This window comes from Pseudoduganella sp. jia 9 (genome assembly GCF_055502615.1).
Window position 1 is genome coordinate 1 of sequence record NZ_JBUPWE010000016.1, and the last position, 14,797, is coordinate 14,797.

A 14,797-nucleotide genomic window follows, 5' to 3' on the forward strand; every position below is an offset into this window, starting at 1 on the left:
TGGCCGGACCTTCCGCAGGATGACGGCTCTCATCCCGGCTGCATGGCGGACGCACATAGTCACTGGAAGAGTGACCAGGACCGCAGCCGCATCCCGGTCAATACCTCATTGCGCAAGAATATCGATGTCGTCTGCCGAATCCTCCGCGCGAACATGGTGGACAACCGGGTCAGCGGCCAGATACCCCTCCAGGCCCGCCATGAATGCCTGGTGGTCGCTGCTCGGTTCGAATCCCTGCGTATGGTCCTCGAGCGTTTGCCATCGCACGATGAGGTTGAAATGCGATGGCGTCTCGATCCCTTGCATCAGCCGATGGCCTCGATAACCCTTCGCGCGCGACAGCAGATGAACGACCTCGTCGAACGCGCGTTTGAAGGAATCGATCCGATCGGGTTTGACCGGTAGCGCAGCAATTTCGTAAATCATGATGTGCTCCTTCGACAGTGCTTATGCGTTGACCAGCGGAGTGCTCGAATCCGCTGCCGGGACCACCTCGATGGCGACCTTTCCACGCAAGCCGTTATCCCGGCTTTCCAGGCGGGCATGCGCGCGTGGAATGTCGGCCAGCGAATAGACAGCGCCGACGTGGGGACGCAGTTGGCCACGTTCCACCAGGGCGCTCAGTTCGTCGAGCTTGCCGCGATTCTGCCGTGTGAAGACGAAGTGATAACTCGCGTTCTTGCCCCAGGCCTGGATCAGGTTTTGCGGCTTCGCGGTATCGACGATGGAAACCACCCGGCCGAGCTGGGCAAGCGCGTCAGGACTGCGGGCGAGGGTATCTCCACCGATCGTGTCGAAGACCACGTCGACGCCCCGGCCGGCGGTTTCACGCATGACGACGTCGACGTAATCTTCATTCGCGTAGTCGATGACGACATCGGCGCCCAGGCTGCGCACGAAGTCGGCCTGGTCGGCACGGGCGGTCGTGAAGACCCTTGCACCGATGGCCTTGGCCACCTGGATCGCCACATGGCCCACGCCACCCGCGCCGCCATGCACGAGGATGCTTTCGCCGACGCGCAGCTGCGCACGCACGACCAGCGCTTCCCATGCCGTTCCGCCGACCAGGGTCAGGCTTGCCGCTTCCACATGGCTGAGCGAAGCAGGCTTCTTCCCGATGATGTTTTCCGCTGCGACGTGGTACTCCGCATAGCTTCCCGGACCATCGAAAATCTGTGGCGTGTACCAGACCTCGTCGCCCGGAACAAATGCCGTCACTCCTGCGCCGATTTCCTCGACCACACCCGAAACGTCGTGTCCGGTAATCGCCGGAAGGGGAACGTGGTCCTGGTAGTCGCCGCGGCGCACCTGGTAATCCAGCGGATTGATGGAAGTGGCGTGGACCCGGACGAGAACCTGTCCTGCTCCGGGAACCGGCCTGGGCACGTCGCGAAGTTCGAATGCATCCGGGCCGCCAAAACTGGTAAGTGTCATCGCTTTCATTGTCGTCCTCATTTCGTCAAAAAGGGATATCGGGAAATTCCGATGTATACAAGCAAAAAAATTTACAGGTCTTTGCCGATGCGTTCGGCCAGGGCACTGATGGCTTCTTCGTTACGCTTGTAGTAGGTCCACTGACCGATGCGCCGTACTTCAATCAAGCCAGCTCTTTGCAGAGTTGCGAGATAGTCAGAGACTGTCGACTGCGACAATCCAACACCCTCCTGGATACTGCTCACGCAGACACCGACCGTATGAACGTCCCCTTCGTCCTGCGGGGGGAAGCCGTTCACGGGATCCTTCAACCGTCTCAGGATGTCGAGGCGGGTACGGTTGGAGAGGGCCTTGAATATTTCGAGTAAGTCCATGCGTTGGAGTATATCGAGATTTCGCGATATGTCAAGCTATTGTGCAGGCCTTGGTGAAAGAAAGTTTGCTGCTCAGGGAATCACGAGAGGGAGCTTCCTTCAGGCATGAGGCAAGCCTGGTCGGCATAGCGGGAGCTGACCGGGAGACTTCCGCTCAAGTTGCAGGTTTGGCGTCGGCGTGCATCCTGGCAGGAACGCCATTGCAGGCATCTTCCGCAACAGCGATAATCTCAGCGATCTTGCTGTAGCCGTAGAGTTCAGCCATTGCGCGCGGAGTGAGGCCGGCATGGGATCGCAAATCGAGCCGGGCGCCAGCCTGCACCAACGCACGCGCCGCCTCCAGATGGCCATGCCACACGGCGTCATGCAAGGCAGTCATGCCGTTGTACTGTCCTTGTGCATCGATGTCGACCCTGGCGGACTTCCCGTGAGAAGGCGCCAGCGCGCGGAGCACGTCGGCGCGCCCAAAATAGGCAGCCTCATGGGCGGGAGTCGCTTTCATCGGCCCATTGACCAGGCTTGCATCGGCGCCCAGCTGGAGCAGGTCGCGCACAATCCCCACATGCCCCATGCGCGCAGCCATGCCGAGTGGCGTGCAATCCTCGTCCGGACCTCCGCTCCTGGGCGAGCGCCCGTCGATAGCGTGGCCCGCTGCGACAAGGCGCCGTACTTCAGCCAGGTCGCCCCGCTTGACCGCCGCCATCAGCAATTGGCTACCGGCACGTGCCTGATCGGACTCCAGGCGTGCCTCAATCAAGCCGGCAATGGCGGCGAGCCCGCCGGTGCGCGCCAGGTCCAGCGCGTTGTCTCCGGAGTAGTTCCTTGGCGTGATCCTGGCGCCGCTGTCGAGCAGGCACCGCACAACGCGGTCGTGTTTGTGTACCGTGGCGTCCATCAGCGCCGTGTTGCCGACTCCAGCCGATTGCTGGTCGATGAAGGCCCCATGGTCCAACAAGGCGCGCACTGCGTCGATCGAACCGGCCTGCGCCGCCTTGTGCAGCGCTGTAGTGCCCATGCGTGCCTCGAGTGCGTGCACGTCGGCGCCGGCATGAAGCAGAAGATGGACAATCTCCGTCTTGCCCAGGGCGCTGGCATGCATCAGGGAAGTAACACCGTCTGCGTCACGCAGATCTGCATCCTTGCTGTTTCGGAGATGTTCACCGACCTGTATCAGATCGCCTTGATGGATGGCGTCTGCAAGACTCATGACGCCCCCAGCCCCGCCAGGAACTGCAGCAAGGCCGCGTTGAGCCGGTCTGGCGCTTCGTGCTGCACCCAGTGGCCGACGCCGTCGAGCCGGACCTGGCCGACCAGCCGGGGTTGCGCTCGCCGCAGCTCGGCCAGTGCGGGAGTAGTGGGATGGAAGAACTGGCATAAGCCATCTTCGGCGCCCCAGACGTATAGCGATGGCTGCCTGACAGGCGCATCCTTGAATGCCGCTGTTTGCGCAAAACTGACGGGCAATGCACGGTAATAGTTCAAGCCGCCCCGGAAGCCGGTTTCCTCAAAGCTGCGGATCGTATGCCGCACATAAGCAGGGTCCGCCCACGCGGGCAAACCAGCGGGAGCAGGCCGCAACAGGCTGCGAGCCGGGTCGATCGGATCCCAGCGCTGGGCCGGCGGCGGGCTGGCCGAGGCCCAGTACAGTATCGACCGGATGGACGACTCCGGCGGCGCGAAGGCCGCCTCCGCACCCGGCTTGAGCCAGTCAAGCGCGTAATAACGCTGGCCCAGCCCGCGGCTGCGCAAGGCTTCCCAGGTGTCGACTTCGCCCCGTGGCGCGTACGGGATGCTGATGCTGACCAGGGCCCGGAAGCGCTCCGGATGCATGAGCGCCGCCCGTTGTGCATGATCGGCGCCCCAGTCGTGACCGACAATGACGGCGGACTGTATCTTCAATGCGTCGAGGATGCCGACAAGGTCGGCCACGATATGCTTCGAGCTGTACAGGCTTGCCTCGGCAGGTGCAAAGCTCTTGCCGAAGCCGCGCATGTCGGGCGCAACCGCGCGGTATCCCGCTTCCGCAACGACATGCATCTGCTGGCGCCAGGTTTCGGCAGTATCCGGAAAACCATGGCAGAACAATACCGCCGGTCCGGTTCCCAGTTCGAGCACATGAAATGGTTCGCCGTTAATGGTTAATGCGTGCCGGCGCAGCTGAAACCGGGACGGCTGCCCGGACCCGGCCGCCGTTGCGCCAGACTGCACGCCAAGTCCGACGAGCGCGGCAGCGCCGAGAAGCCTCCTTCGGGCATGATGGACAGGCATGTCTTCGCTTGCATGGAAATCGGCGATCGATCGGAAAATTGGCAGCATGCTGGAACTCCTTGTGTGAAGTAGTTTGTTGGCAAAGCAATCCCAGCTCGATGTTGTTGAAGTGCGCCGATCACTGCAGCGCATTGCCGGAACCAGGTGGTGGTGGTGGTGGTGCAAAAACTGGCGCAGGAATACGGGTGAGCGCCGCGCGGTGTATGTTACTATGAGTAAGTTACGTTTAGTAGGAAGTATAGGCCGCGGTGTGCCGGTGTCAAGCGCGCACGGAAAGTATCGTATGAAGAAAATGACAAAGAACGAACGACGGGTCCAGTTGCTTGCCACGGCGTGGGAAATCGTCCGTGAACATGGAACCGACGCGCTGACCCTGGGCGCGCTCGCCCAGCGGGCAGGGATCAGCAAGCCAATCGCATACAACCACTTCCAGACCCGTTCAGGCCTCATGATTGCGCTCTACGAAGACATCAACCAGCGGCGCCTGCAGGCAGTCGCCGCGGCACTGCAGGAGATCCCGGCCGACCTCGTGAGCGTTGCGAGCATGCTCGCTTCGGCCTATATGGCTTGCCATGCTGCGCTTGGGCCGGAGTGGCATGCGATTGGCGCTGCCCTGCGCGGGGATGCGGAGATGCAGACCTATCAGCAGAAAATGATCGACGGTTATGTCGAGTTCTATCATCGCTTCCTGGCACCGGTATCGCCTCTGCATACAGATGAGGTACAGCGCCGGTGCATTGGCATCGTGGGAGCCGCGGAAGCGCTGTCCAATGCCATGGTTCTGGGTCGTGTAAGCGAGGACCTGGCAGCCGCGGACCTTGCATCGCTCACGACGATGTGGCTATCGGCGCCCCGCACCGGCATATAGCTGGACCGATCAATGGACGCCATCCGTCCTTGTCCGGGCCCCATCTCGCGTGTCAGCAATCTGACGACTCGCCATGTCGTCGTATGCAGACCCCAGGCGCGAGCCGATCCACGAGGTGGTAGAGCCCGGGCGACTCGCAGGAGCGGCTTCCTCGCGGTATGTCGTGCCTAGCGAGGCTGCAACAGCAGCCCCGACACCAGCACCTTGAAGCTGTCCACCGCCTGGCTCGCGACGGTCTCCGGGTCTTCCGACTGGGCGATCCACAGCGACGCGCTCAGGAGCGAACCCATGATCAGGCGAGAGGTCGCCACAGGGTCGAGCGGACGGATTACGCCTTCGGCCAGCAGCTTTTCGAGGCTGTGCTGGGTGCTGCGTATGCAGGAATCCTGGCTCGGCCATTGTGACGGGTCGCCCAGCACCGCCGGGCCGTCGAGCAGTTTGATGCGCTGTATCTCCGGTTCGGTGGCCATCATGACATAGGCGATGCTTTCCTCTACAAACCCGTCCCACGTGGTGTCAGCGTTGGCGATGATCTCGGTCAGGCGCGCCGTCATTTCATCGTTGATCTGGTTTAAGACCGCTTCGAGCAGCCCCTTCTTGTCGCCGAAGTGGTAGTACAGGGCGCCACGGGTGAGCCCGGCCTGCGCCGTGAAGTCGTCCATCGAACTGTCTGCAAATCCCTTGGTGGCAAAGGCGTGCCGCGCCGCCGTAATCAATTTCGCCCGCGTACTGGCAATCATGTCTGCACGTTTTCGTGCCATTCCGCTTCCTCTTTCGTCCAAAAATAAATTAACATACGAAGCGTATGTAATTTGACAAACGCGATGTACGCAACCGCTTCCACTTCCGCTTCAGCTCGAAAATAAATTCACATACGCCGAGAATGTAAGTTGACAAAACGCGATGTATGTAACCAGTTCCACTTCCTCTTCAGCTCAAAAAATAAATTCACATACGCCGCGAATGTAAGTTGACAAACGCGATGTATGTAACTAGTATAAATTGCATACGTCGCGTATGTTAATTTAAGGGGATTCCATGGCTGCAGCACACGGGAAGCGAACAATCGGCCTGATCGTCAACCCGATCGCCGGCATGGGCGGCCGGGTCGGTTTGAAAGGTACCGATGGTGCAACAGCGCTGGCTGAAGCCAGGCGCCGCGGCGCGCAGCCCGCCGCGCACGAGCGCGTGCACAAGGCCTTGCAGCGGCTGGCGTCACATGCCGGCTCCACTGTCGTTCTCACCGGTTCCGGCGCCCTGGGTGCCGATGCAGCCGGCGCGGCCGGATTCGATATCCGCGTCGTGCACGCCGCGGCAAGCGGAGAAAGCAGTGCGCACGACACGCGTTCCGCTGCCCAGGCGATGCTGGAAGCGAAGGTCGACCTGCTGCTGTTCGCCGGCGGCGACGGCACCGCGCGCGACATCCTGGACGTCGTTGGCGAGGCGGTACCCATCGTCGGCATCCCGGCCGGCGTCAAGATGGTCTCGGCGGTGTTCGGCACCACGCCCGAAAACGTGGGCACGCTGGCCGGGCGTTACCTCGCGGGCAATGCAGCCATCCACCTGCGCGAAGCCGAAGTGATGGACATCGATGAAGACGCCACGCGGGGCGATCGGGTCTCGACCCGTCTGTATGGCTATGCCAGCAGTCCGTATTCGCGCCATTACTCACAAAACGCCAAGTCCGGCTCCAGTCTGCGCGCAGACGTGGCGCTCGACGCCGTGTGCCGCCAGATCGCCCGCGAGATGGAACCCGGCCGCCTGTACATACTCGGGCCGGGTTCCACCACGCGGCGCGTGATGGCGGCCCTGGGCCTGCAATCGACGTTGCTGGGCGTCGATGCGGTGCAGGACGGCCAGGTCGTCGGCGCGGATCTGGCCGAGGCCGACCTGCTGCGCCTGATGCAGGGAAAGGAGGCGTCGCTGATCGTCGGCGTACTGGGCGGCCATGGCAGCCTGTTCGGGCGCGGCAACCAGCAAATCAGCAGTGCCGTGCTGCGCCGCATTCCGCGCCAGCGCATTGTCGTCGTTGCCGCGATGGACAAGCTGCTGGCGCTTTCTCCCCGGCGCCTTCTCGTCGACACCGGTGACGACGAGGTCAATGCGCTTCTTGCAGGTCACCTCCCGGTACGCATCGCCCCCGATCGTTCGCTCGTCTTCCGGGTCGAATGACTTTTCCCTCCGAACTGCGAAAGGAATTCTCCATGCGCGACCATATCGCCCATCCGTATATGGCCAACTCAGTGCCTGCGATCCAGCAGGAGATGCTCGATGCGATCGGCGTCGACAGCATCGAAACGCTGTTCAGCCAGATCCCGGCCGACCACCGTACCAAACGGGCAATCAACCTGCCTCCGGCGCTGACGGAAAGCCAGCTGCGCCGTCACATCGTCGAGATCCTCTCGAAAAACAGGACGGCCGAGGACAACCTGAACTTCCTCGGCGCCGGCGTCTGGCAGCACCACGTGCCGGCCGCCTGCGACGAAGTCGTGCGCCGCAACGAGTGGCTCACGTCCGTGTTCGGCGAACCGAGCTCGGACCACGGACGCAACCAGGCCTGGTTCGAGTTCTGCAGCCAGCTCGGCGAACTGCTCGAGCTCGACCTCGTCGCGCTGCCGGTGCGCAGCTGGGGCGTCGCCGCCGGGTTCGCGCTCCGCATGGCCTCGCGCCTGACCGGGCGCAGCGAAGTCGTGGTCGTGCGCGCCATCGATCCTGAACGCCTGAGCGTCATCGAGAATTTCTGCGAGCCGGTGCAGATGGCCAGTCACATTGCCATCAGGCTGGTGGACTTCGAGCCGGCCACGGGCCTGATGGACCTGGCGCACCTGCGCACGCTCGTCGGCGCCAGTACGGCCGCCGTGTACTTCGAGACGCCATCCTACCTGGGCATCATCGAACGGCAGGGGGCCGAAATCGCCGCCATCGCCCATGCGGCCGGGGCCGAGGTGATCGTTGGCGTCGATCCGATCTCGCTCGGCGTGCTCGCCACGCCGGCCACCTACGGCGCCGACATCGTCGTGGGCACCACCCAGCCACTGGGCGTGCACATGAATATCGGCGGCGGCGTGAGCGGCTTCATCGCTTCGCGCGACGAAGAGCGCTATGCGCACCAGTACCCGGCCCTGTTCGTGAGCATCGCCGAGACCTCGGCTCCGGGCGAGTACGGATTTGGCCTGAGCCTGTTCGAGCAGACCTCCTACGGCTTGCGTGACAAGGGCAATGACTGGACCGGCCACTCGGTCTATATGTGGGCGATCGCCAATGCGGCCTATATGGCGATGATGGGGCCGAAAGGGTTCGAGGAAGTCGGCGAAGTGATTCTGCAGCGCGCGCACTACGCGGCCCGACAGCTCGCGGCGATCCCTGGCGTAAGCGTCCAATTCCCGGCGGGCTTCTTCAAGGAGTTCGTCGTGCGCTTCGACGAGGCGGGACCCAGCGTCGCGGAGGTCAACAGGCGCCTGCTCGCGCAAGGCATCTTCGGCGGCAAGGACTTGAGCCGCGAATTCCCCGAGTTCGGCGCCAGCGCGCTGTACTGCGTCACGGAAGTGCACACCCAGGCCGATATCGATCGCCTGGTCCAGGCAATCAACAAGGTGATCAACCATGAATAAACCAGTCAAGCAGTACCACGCGCCCGTCTGGAACGAGCCGGTGATTCACGAAATGGGCTACCCTGGCCGCCGTGGCATCGTCTTTCCCGAAGCCGAAACCGGCATCCACGCCGCCGTGGGTAGCGGCGCCGACCTGGTGCCGGCCGCCATGCGCCGCAAGAGCAGGCCGGCCTTGCCCGAAATGTCGGAGCCCGAGGTCCTGTACCACTACCTGCGCCTGTCGCAGCAGACGCTGGGCATGATGAACATCAGCCTCTTCGGCACCTGCACGATGAAGTACAACCCGCAGGTCAATGAGGCGCTGGCATGGCGCCCCGAGGTAACCCACGTGCATCCGCTGCAGGATGAAGACACCCTGCAAGGCGCATTGGAAATCGTCCATGGCATGGATACGATCCTGCGCGAGGTATCGGGTATGGACCAGTTCGTGTTCCAGGCAGGGGGCGGTGCGGATGCCGCCTACACCAGCGCTGCCGTGACACGCGCTTACCACGCGTCGCGGGGCGAGCTGGAACAACGTAACGAGATCATCACCACGATCCAGACGCACCCCAGCAGCGCGGCCACCGCGGCCGCGGCCGGCTTCAAGGTGATCACCCTGATGATCGACGACGAGACGGGCTACCCCTCGCTTGACGCCCTCAAGGCGGCCGTGTCGGAACGAACGGCGGCGCTGATGGTCAACAATCCCGACGACATGGGGGTGTACAACCCCGGGATCAGGGAGTGGACCCGCATCGTGCACGAAGCCGGTGGCTTGTGCTTCTACGATCACGCGAACTTCAATGGCGTCATGACGCGCCTGCGCGCCCGCGAACTGGGTTTCGACGCCTGCATGTTCATGCTGCACAAGACTTTCGGCGCGCCGAAAAGCGGTGTCGGCGGCCCGGCGGTAGGCGCCTACGGCTGTTCGGCCGAGCTGGCGCCATTCCTGCCCAAGCCGGTCGTCGTCATGGACGGCGGGCGCTATCGCCTGGATTACGATCGCGTGCAAAGCTGCGGGAAGATCCGTGAGTTCTGGGGCAATGTGCCAGTCATCATCAAGGCCTATGCCTGGGCGCGCGCGATGGGGGCGGCAGGCATGGCACAGGCCTCGGACATCTCCGTTTTGGCAAACAACTACATGGAGAAGGGCTTGCTGGCGATCCGGGGCGTGACCCGCTCGCATCCGGATGCCACCAGCCCGCGCCTGGAAATGACCCGGTACAGTCTTCAGCAGATGAAGGAGGACACGGGCGTCGACGCACACGACGTGCAGAACCGCATGTCCGACTTCGGGATCGATCCGATGTGGAGCAGTCACCATCCATGGCTGGTCCCTGAGCCGTTCACACCCGAGGCTGGCGAGATGTACGGCAAGGAAGCGCTCGACACCTGGATTGCCGTGCTGGCGCAGATTTCCGACGAAGCCTACAGCAATCCGGAGCTGGTCAAGACGGCACCGCATAACGCGGCGGTCCACCGCTTGAAGAGCAATCTCGATGATCCGTCCCGGTGGGCCATGACGTGGCGTGCGTACAAGCGCAAGGTGCATCAGGCCGAGCGAGGGTCCTGACAGGAAAGCGCCGACACAAGGCCTGGAAAATTCTTGGGCGCCGCGCGAACGCGCTTGCAATCATCGCCCATGACCAGTGCATGCCCTGCATGCACTGGAACACGGATAGCCGGGATATGCGGTCAGCACGGGTGCGACTTCCTGAGTCGATTGTGGGCCGAAGAACAGTTTGGATAATCAGATGAAAAGATGCTGCTTCATGAAAAAGTCAGATATCCGGAAGGTCCGCAGTCGGCGCTTGAAAGTGGTCATGGCTGGAAAACTCGTGGCGATGACCTTGATGGTCAGCGCCTGCGGTGGCCAGTCCGCTCCCGGCTCGCCGCAGACACCCGTGGGCATCCCGGAAGGGCTGGCGCGTTTCTACAGTCAGACACTGGCGTTCGGTCCCTGCGATAGCTACGCCACGACAACCGCGGATGCCAAGACATTCGCCGACAAGACGCTCCAGTGCGCCCGGCTCCAGGTGCCGCTCGACTATCAGGATCCGGATGGTCGAACTGCGCAGATTGCACTGTTGCGAGTGGCGTCGAACGGCGATCCGAGCAAACGAATCGGCTCGATTCTGCTCAACCCGGGCGGTCCCGGTTTCTCAGGCATGAGCTACGCGGCCACAGTGGCGAACGCCTTGGCCGGTAGCCCGATCACGAAGCAGTTTGACCTGATCGGGTTCGACCCTCGGGGCGTCGGGGCTTCGACACCGGCAGTGGATTGTTTTACCGATGCGGAACGCGATGCCGACGTGACGCTCTCTACGCTCAACGCCGGGGTCGAGGACTATACCGCCGAGGAGACCCGCCAGTTTTACCAGCAATGCGCCGAGCGTTCTGGCGGCGAGGACGTGCTGGCACACGTCGGCACCCGCGATGTTGTCCGCGACATGGACGTCCTGCGCGCCGTGCTCGGCGATGAGAAGCTTACCTTTGCCGGCGGCAGCTACGGCACGCGGCTGGGCGCCGTATATGCCGAAATGTTCCCTTGGAACGTGCGGGCGATGGTGCTCGACGGTGCGGTCGATCCGTTGAGCGGCACTGCTGCGCGTCGGCTTGTCCAGTTCGCCGGCTTTCAACGGGCCTTCGACAACATGGCCGCCTTCTGCGCCCGGCTTCCGGATTGTCCGCTTGGGACCGATCCCAAGCAGGCAACTGCCGCCTTCCAGCAGCTCCTGCGACCATTGATCGATCAACCCATCATCACCGCGGACGGGCGCAAGCTGACCTACACAGCAGCACTTACCGGCGTGGTCCTTCCGCTCTACAGCGAGTCGGGCTGGCCGGCTATCGTGCAAGGCATTGCCGAACTCAAGGCCGGAAGCGGCAAGACCCTGATGGCATTTCGCGACCTGTCCCATTCGCGTGGCGCTGACGGACGCTACGGCAACGGCTCCGAGGCGCAAATGGCAATCGAGTGTCTGGATGAGGAGCGCCACACGCCGGAGCAGGAGAGCGCGATGAAACGCGCCGTTTTCGATGTCGCGCCCTTCATGGCCACCGGACGGCCCGTCGAGGCCCGCGATATCTGTGAGCATTGGCCCGTGAAGCCTACTCTTGGCTACCCCTACGCGACAAATATCGCGGGGCTTCCCAGAACATTGGTCGTCTCCGTCACTCGCGACCCGGCGACGCCGCATGAAGGGGGGATCAGCCTGGCAAAGACGCTTGGCGCCAGTCTGCTCACCGTCGAGGGAGAACGGCACGGCGTCGCGCTTGTCGGTGGAAACGCCTGTGTGGACGGCATCGTCGCAGACTATCTCATCAACCTCAAGTCTCCGGAACCCGACCGCCGGTGTACCTTGTAAGCACGACACGCGTATCGGAAGATTCTAAAACCGGAACAAGCGTGAGGCCGAATTTTTCCATGTACCGCTTTCCACCCATACCTTCTCCCTGTGCCCATCAATATGGCGCTGTTCGCGTAAAGTCGGTTTTGCCGTAACGGTACGGAACTCTCCATGCGTGTCGCTACAGTCAGGCTATCCCGGCCTGACTCACATGAACCGGCCTCGACGAAAGCCGGGGCGTTTCACCCTTCTGCGTTCAGCCGGTATGGGAAATGTATGGAGCTAGTCGGCCAACGCGACCGGCAAAAAAGCAACGCAGCCGTCAAGGGGGGGGAGAGAAGTTGGCCACCGACATTACATTTCCGGTAGTATTTTTCTGGATTCGTCACGATGTCGTTTACCCCACCAGGAGACACTCGAATGATCAAACAGCTCATCCTCACCGGAACCCTCGCCTGCGCAGCGTTGGCCGACGCGAGCGCTGCCACCCATACCTACACGTTCACTGCCAGCGTTGACAGCCTGTACAGCGGCGGATATCTGCCGAGTACTGTAGGGCCGGATGGCGTCGACATCCTTCACCTGGGCGATCAGATCCAGGGCTGGTTCCGGTTCGACGACTCGGCCGAACCGGTGTCTGGACACTCCGACAGGGATGCGACCCATGTGCTTTACGACAGCAACGCGTGGGGCGGCTTGATGATCGGGGGCACGGACGTTGGCATTTCCGGCGATGGGCGAACTGCCTGGATCGACCTGACCTCGGACTCGCCGCAATGGATCGATACGATGACCGTCTATATGGGAGCGGGATACAACGGGACGCTCACGTTCGAAGATGCATCCGGCACGGTGTTCGTCATGGGTTTCCCGGACGGGACACTGTCCCTGGATCGCCTCAGCAGTGCAAAGGTCCACTATGACTGGCAAGGGCCGGATGGCAAGTTTGTGCGGATGGAAGGCGTGCTGAACAGCTTGGCCCCGGTTCCCGAGCCGGAGACATGGGGCTTGCTGCTTGCCGGTCTGGGTGCGGTTGGATTTGCCGCCCGCCGAGCCCGCGGCTGAGTTCGAGCATTGCCCTGTGGCTGGCCGAAGTCGATCATGACGGCCAGTCACTCATCTTGCACATCTTCCAGTCGAATAGCTGCGCTAAGAAACGCGCGGTCAGTATGCCGTCGTATGGGAAGAGGGATGCCCGGTAGATGGCCCCGATCGAGATGACGTAGCCAGGAACCTGCGGGGCCAGTCACGGCCGGTACACCTGCCACGCCTCCCCACCCACCTTCAGCAGATAGTTCTGATCCAGCTGCTGCACCAGCGACCCTTCATTCTCGGCCACGAACCGGGTCACGGGCAGGTTGGTCGTATAGTCCCCTGGTGCGAACCGGCCGCCGTCGAAGGGCGGCCGCGCGACCATGGCGGCGACCAGTTGCGACAGCGCCGTGTAGCTGGTGGCGTCGTTGACGTGCGCCGTACCGCCTGAAGCCTGCGATCCCACTACCTTCACGATCACCGGCACGGTGGCGATCGACGGCGTGGCGAATTCGCGCAGGCCCGCGATCTGCATCCGATCGCCGCGCAGCGCCGCGCCGTGTTCCGGCACCACCACCACCACCGCCTTGCGGCCGGCCTTGTCGAGCGCGCCGATGAAACCGTCCAGGTCGTCCAGCAGCTTGCCTGCACGCCGGGCATAGGTTGCCGTGCTGCCCTTGCCGGCATCCGGTCCCGCCGTCAGCCGGTTGCCATCGTGCAGGCTGATCGTGTTGTAGTACAGCGCCGTGCGCGGGGCGGGATCGCGCTGGCGCTGCGCCAGCCAGCGCGCCAGGGTGGCGCCGTCGTCGTGGATCGGCGAATCGTCGAAGCCGCGCTGCGGCACCGGCAAGCCGGCCAGCGGCTGCAGCGGCGCGCTCACGCCCTGGCGCCGCACCAGCGACAGGAAATCGTCGAAATGGCCATCGTGGTTCATCGCCAGGTTCTGGGCGAAGCCGGAGCGTTCGAGCACCGGCATCAGCTGGCATTGGGCTGCCGCGGGCTGGTACAGCGCGCCGTGGCGCGGCTGGCCGCATGGCGCGCGCAGCAGCCGGATCGCGGCCGGGCCGCTGTACGAGGCGGCCGAGTTGAAATGATGGAAAACGATGTCGGCCTTCTGCAGCAGCGGGTGGCGGTCCAGGTTCACGGCGCGCAGGTCGTCCCACGACAGCGAGCACACGTGCAGGAAGATCACGTCGAAGGGTACGCCGCCGGCCTGGCCGAACGGTACGCTGCGCCGGCTTTCATTGTCGAAGAACGCGGTCAGTGCCTGGTCCGGTGTCGTCGCCGTGGCGCCGGTGCCGGCAACAGTGCCGGCGGCGGTGGCCGATACCGCGGTGCCGGGCAAGGCATCGTGTTGCCCCGGCAGCAGCGCCACGGCCAGCAGCGCGGCGACCGCCACGGAGCCCAGCCGCAGCCAGGTGCCGGCGATGCGGGCCAGCACATAGGCCACGGCCAGCAGCGCGATCACCTGCCAGTTGACGAACCGGCCGGCCAGTTCGGCCAGGTAATCGATGCCGAAGCCGGCCACCTGGCCGCGCTGCGCCCACAGCCGCGAGAATGGCGGCAGGAACGAGTCGTGGTAGAGCAGGGCGATGGCGGCCGGAATGGCCAGTGCCAGGCGCAGCCGCCGCAGGCGCCGGTCGGCAATGGGCACCGCGAGCAGCGCGGCGAAGGCCAGGTTCTCGAGAGCGTGCAGGCCGATCAGGCCGCGCCAGGCCAGCAGCAGCTTGGCGAGGAAGTAATAGCTCCAGCCCCCGAGCGCGAGCCGGGGGAAGGCGGGAGTGGCGTTGCGTGCTGGATCGGTGTCGCTCAACGGTCTCGCTCTTGCTCGGTTGAACAGGTGTGCGGATTGTAGCGCTTAACAAGATCTGGCCGAGC

At 63.3% G+C, this 14,797-nt stretch carries 13 protein-coding genes; 6 read left to right on the top strand and 7 right to left on the bottom strand.

Translation table 11 applies throughout. The features are described from left to right. Window positions 1-105: 105 nt before the first annotated feature. The 5 genes from ACY34H_RS21430 to ACY34H_RS21450 all read right to left on the bottom strand — a co-directional run bounded on the left by ACY34H_RS21430 (window position 106) and on the right by ACY34H_RS21450 (window position 4,124). A complete protein-coding gene (locus tag ACY34H_RS21430) occupies window positions 106-426 on the bottom strand; it encodes an antibiotic biosynthesis monooxygenase family protein (RefSeq protein WP_464979488.1) in 321 nt (106 codons plus the stop codon). A gap of 21 nt (window positions 427-447) precedes the next feature. Then, complete coding sequence (locus tag ACY34H_RS21435; protein ID WP_464979489.1) at window positions 448-1,443, bottom strand: zinc-dependent alcohol dehydrogenase family protein; 996 nt, start codon at window positions 1,441-1,443, stop codon at window positions 448-450. Between the two features lie 62 nt (window positions 1,444-1,505). Then, window positions 1,506-1,808 carry an ArsR/SmtB family transcription factor gene (locus ACY34H_RS21440; RefSeq protein ID WP_464979490.1) on the bottom strand — a complete coding sequence of 101 codons (303 nt, stop codon included), beginning with the start codon at window positions 1,806-1,808 and terminating at the stop codon, window positions 1,506-1,508. A gap of 154 nt (window positions 1,809-1,962) precedes the next feature. Continuing rightward, the gene (locus tag ACY34H_RS21445; RefSeq protein WP_464979491.1) at window positions 1,963-3,015 is read right to left on the bottom strand and encodes an ankyrin repeat domain-containing protein; all 1,053 of its coding nucleotides are present in this window, start codon (window positions 3,013-3,015) and stop codon (window positions 1,963-1,965) included. Beyond that, window positions 3,012-4,124 (bottom strand): alpha/beta fold hydrolase, encoded by a 1,113-nt coding sequence (locus ACY34H_RS21450; RefSeq protein WP_464979492.1) that lies wholly within the window; start codon window positions 4,122-4,124, stop codon window positions 3,012-3,014. Before ACY34H_RS21450 ends, ACY34H_RS21445 begins: the two co-directional genes overlap by 4 nt. A 235-nt stretch (window positions 4,125-4,359) precedes the next feature. Between ACY34H_RS21450 and ACY34H_RS21455 the strand changes: the two genes are divergently transcribed. Further along, window positions 4,360-4,944 carry a TetR/AcrR family transcriptional regulator gene (locus ACY34H_RS21455; protein ID WP_464979493.1) on the top strand — a complete coding sequence of 195 codons (585 nt, stop codon included), beginning with the start codon at window positions 4,360-4,362 and terminating at the stop codon, window positions 4,942-4,944. Window positions 4,945-5,111: 167 nt separating this feature from the next. Here ACY34H_RS21455 and ACY34H_RS21460 read toward each other — a convergent pair whose 3' ends face one another. Further along, on the bottom strand, window positions 5,112-5,705 hold the full coding sequence (locus ACY34H_RS21460; RefSeq protein ID WP_464979494.1) for a TetR/AcrR family transcriptional regulator: 594 nt from the start codon (window positions 5,703-5,705) through the stop codon (window positions 5,112-5,114). Window positions 5,706-5,982: 277 nt separating this feature from the next. Here ACY34H_RS21460 and ACY34H_RS21465 point away from each other — a divergent pair, with 277 nt between their 5' ends. The 5 genes from ACY34H_RS21465 to ACY34H_RS21485 all read left to right on the top strand — a co-directional run bounded on the left by ACY34H_RS21465 (window position 5,983) and on the right by ACY34H_RS21485 (window position 12,952). After that, entirely contained in the window at window positions 5,983-7,116 is a 1,134-nt protein-coding gene (locus ACY34H_RS21465; RefSeq protein WP_464979495.1) for an ATP-NAD kinase family protein, read from the top strand. 32 nt (window positions 7,117-7,148) lie between these two features. Continuing rightward, window positions 7,149-8,555, top strand: coding sequence for an aminomethyl-transferring glycine dehydrogenase subunit GcvPA (gene gcvPA / locus ACY34H_RS21470; protein ID WP_464979496.1), 1,407 nt, complete (start codon window positions 7,149-7,151; stop codon window positions 8,553-8,555). Then, a complete protein-coding gene (gene gcvPB, locus ACY34H_RS21475; protein WP_464979497.1) occupies window positions 8,548-10,110 on the top strand; it encodes an aminomethyl-transferring glycine dehydrogenase subunit GcvPB in 1,563 nt (520 codons plus the stop codon). The genes gcvPA and gcvPB overlap by 8 nt, the downstream gene beginning before the upstream one ends. 199 nt (window positions 10,111-10,309) lie before the next feature. Next, a complete protein-coding gene (locus ACY34H_RS21480; protein WP_464979498.1) occupies window positions 10,310-11,905 on the top strand; it encodes an alpha/beta hydrolase in 1,596 nt (531 codons plus the stop codon). A gap of 402 nt (window positions 11,906-12,307) precedes the next feature. After that, window positions 12,308-12,952, top strand: coding sequence for a PEP-CTERM sorting domain-containing protein (locus tag ACY34H_RS21485; protein ID WP_464979499.1), 645 nt, complete (start codon window positions 12,308-12,310; stop codon window positions 12,950-12,952). A gap of 181 nt (window positions 12,953-13,133) precedes the next feature. Here ACY34H_RS21485 and bcsG read toward each other — a convergent pair whose 3' ends face one another. Continuing rightward, the gene (gene bcsG / locus ACY34H_RS21490; RefSeq protein ID WP_464979500.1) at window positions 13,134-14,732 is read right to left on the bottom strand and encodes a cellulose biosynthesis protein BcsG; all 1,599 of its coding nucleotides are present in this window, start codon (window positions 14,730-14,732) and stop codon (window positions 13,134-13,136) included. Window positions 14,733-14,797 lie beyond the last annotated feature (65 nt).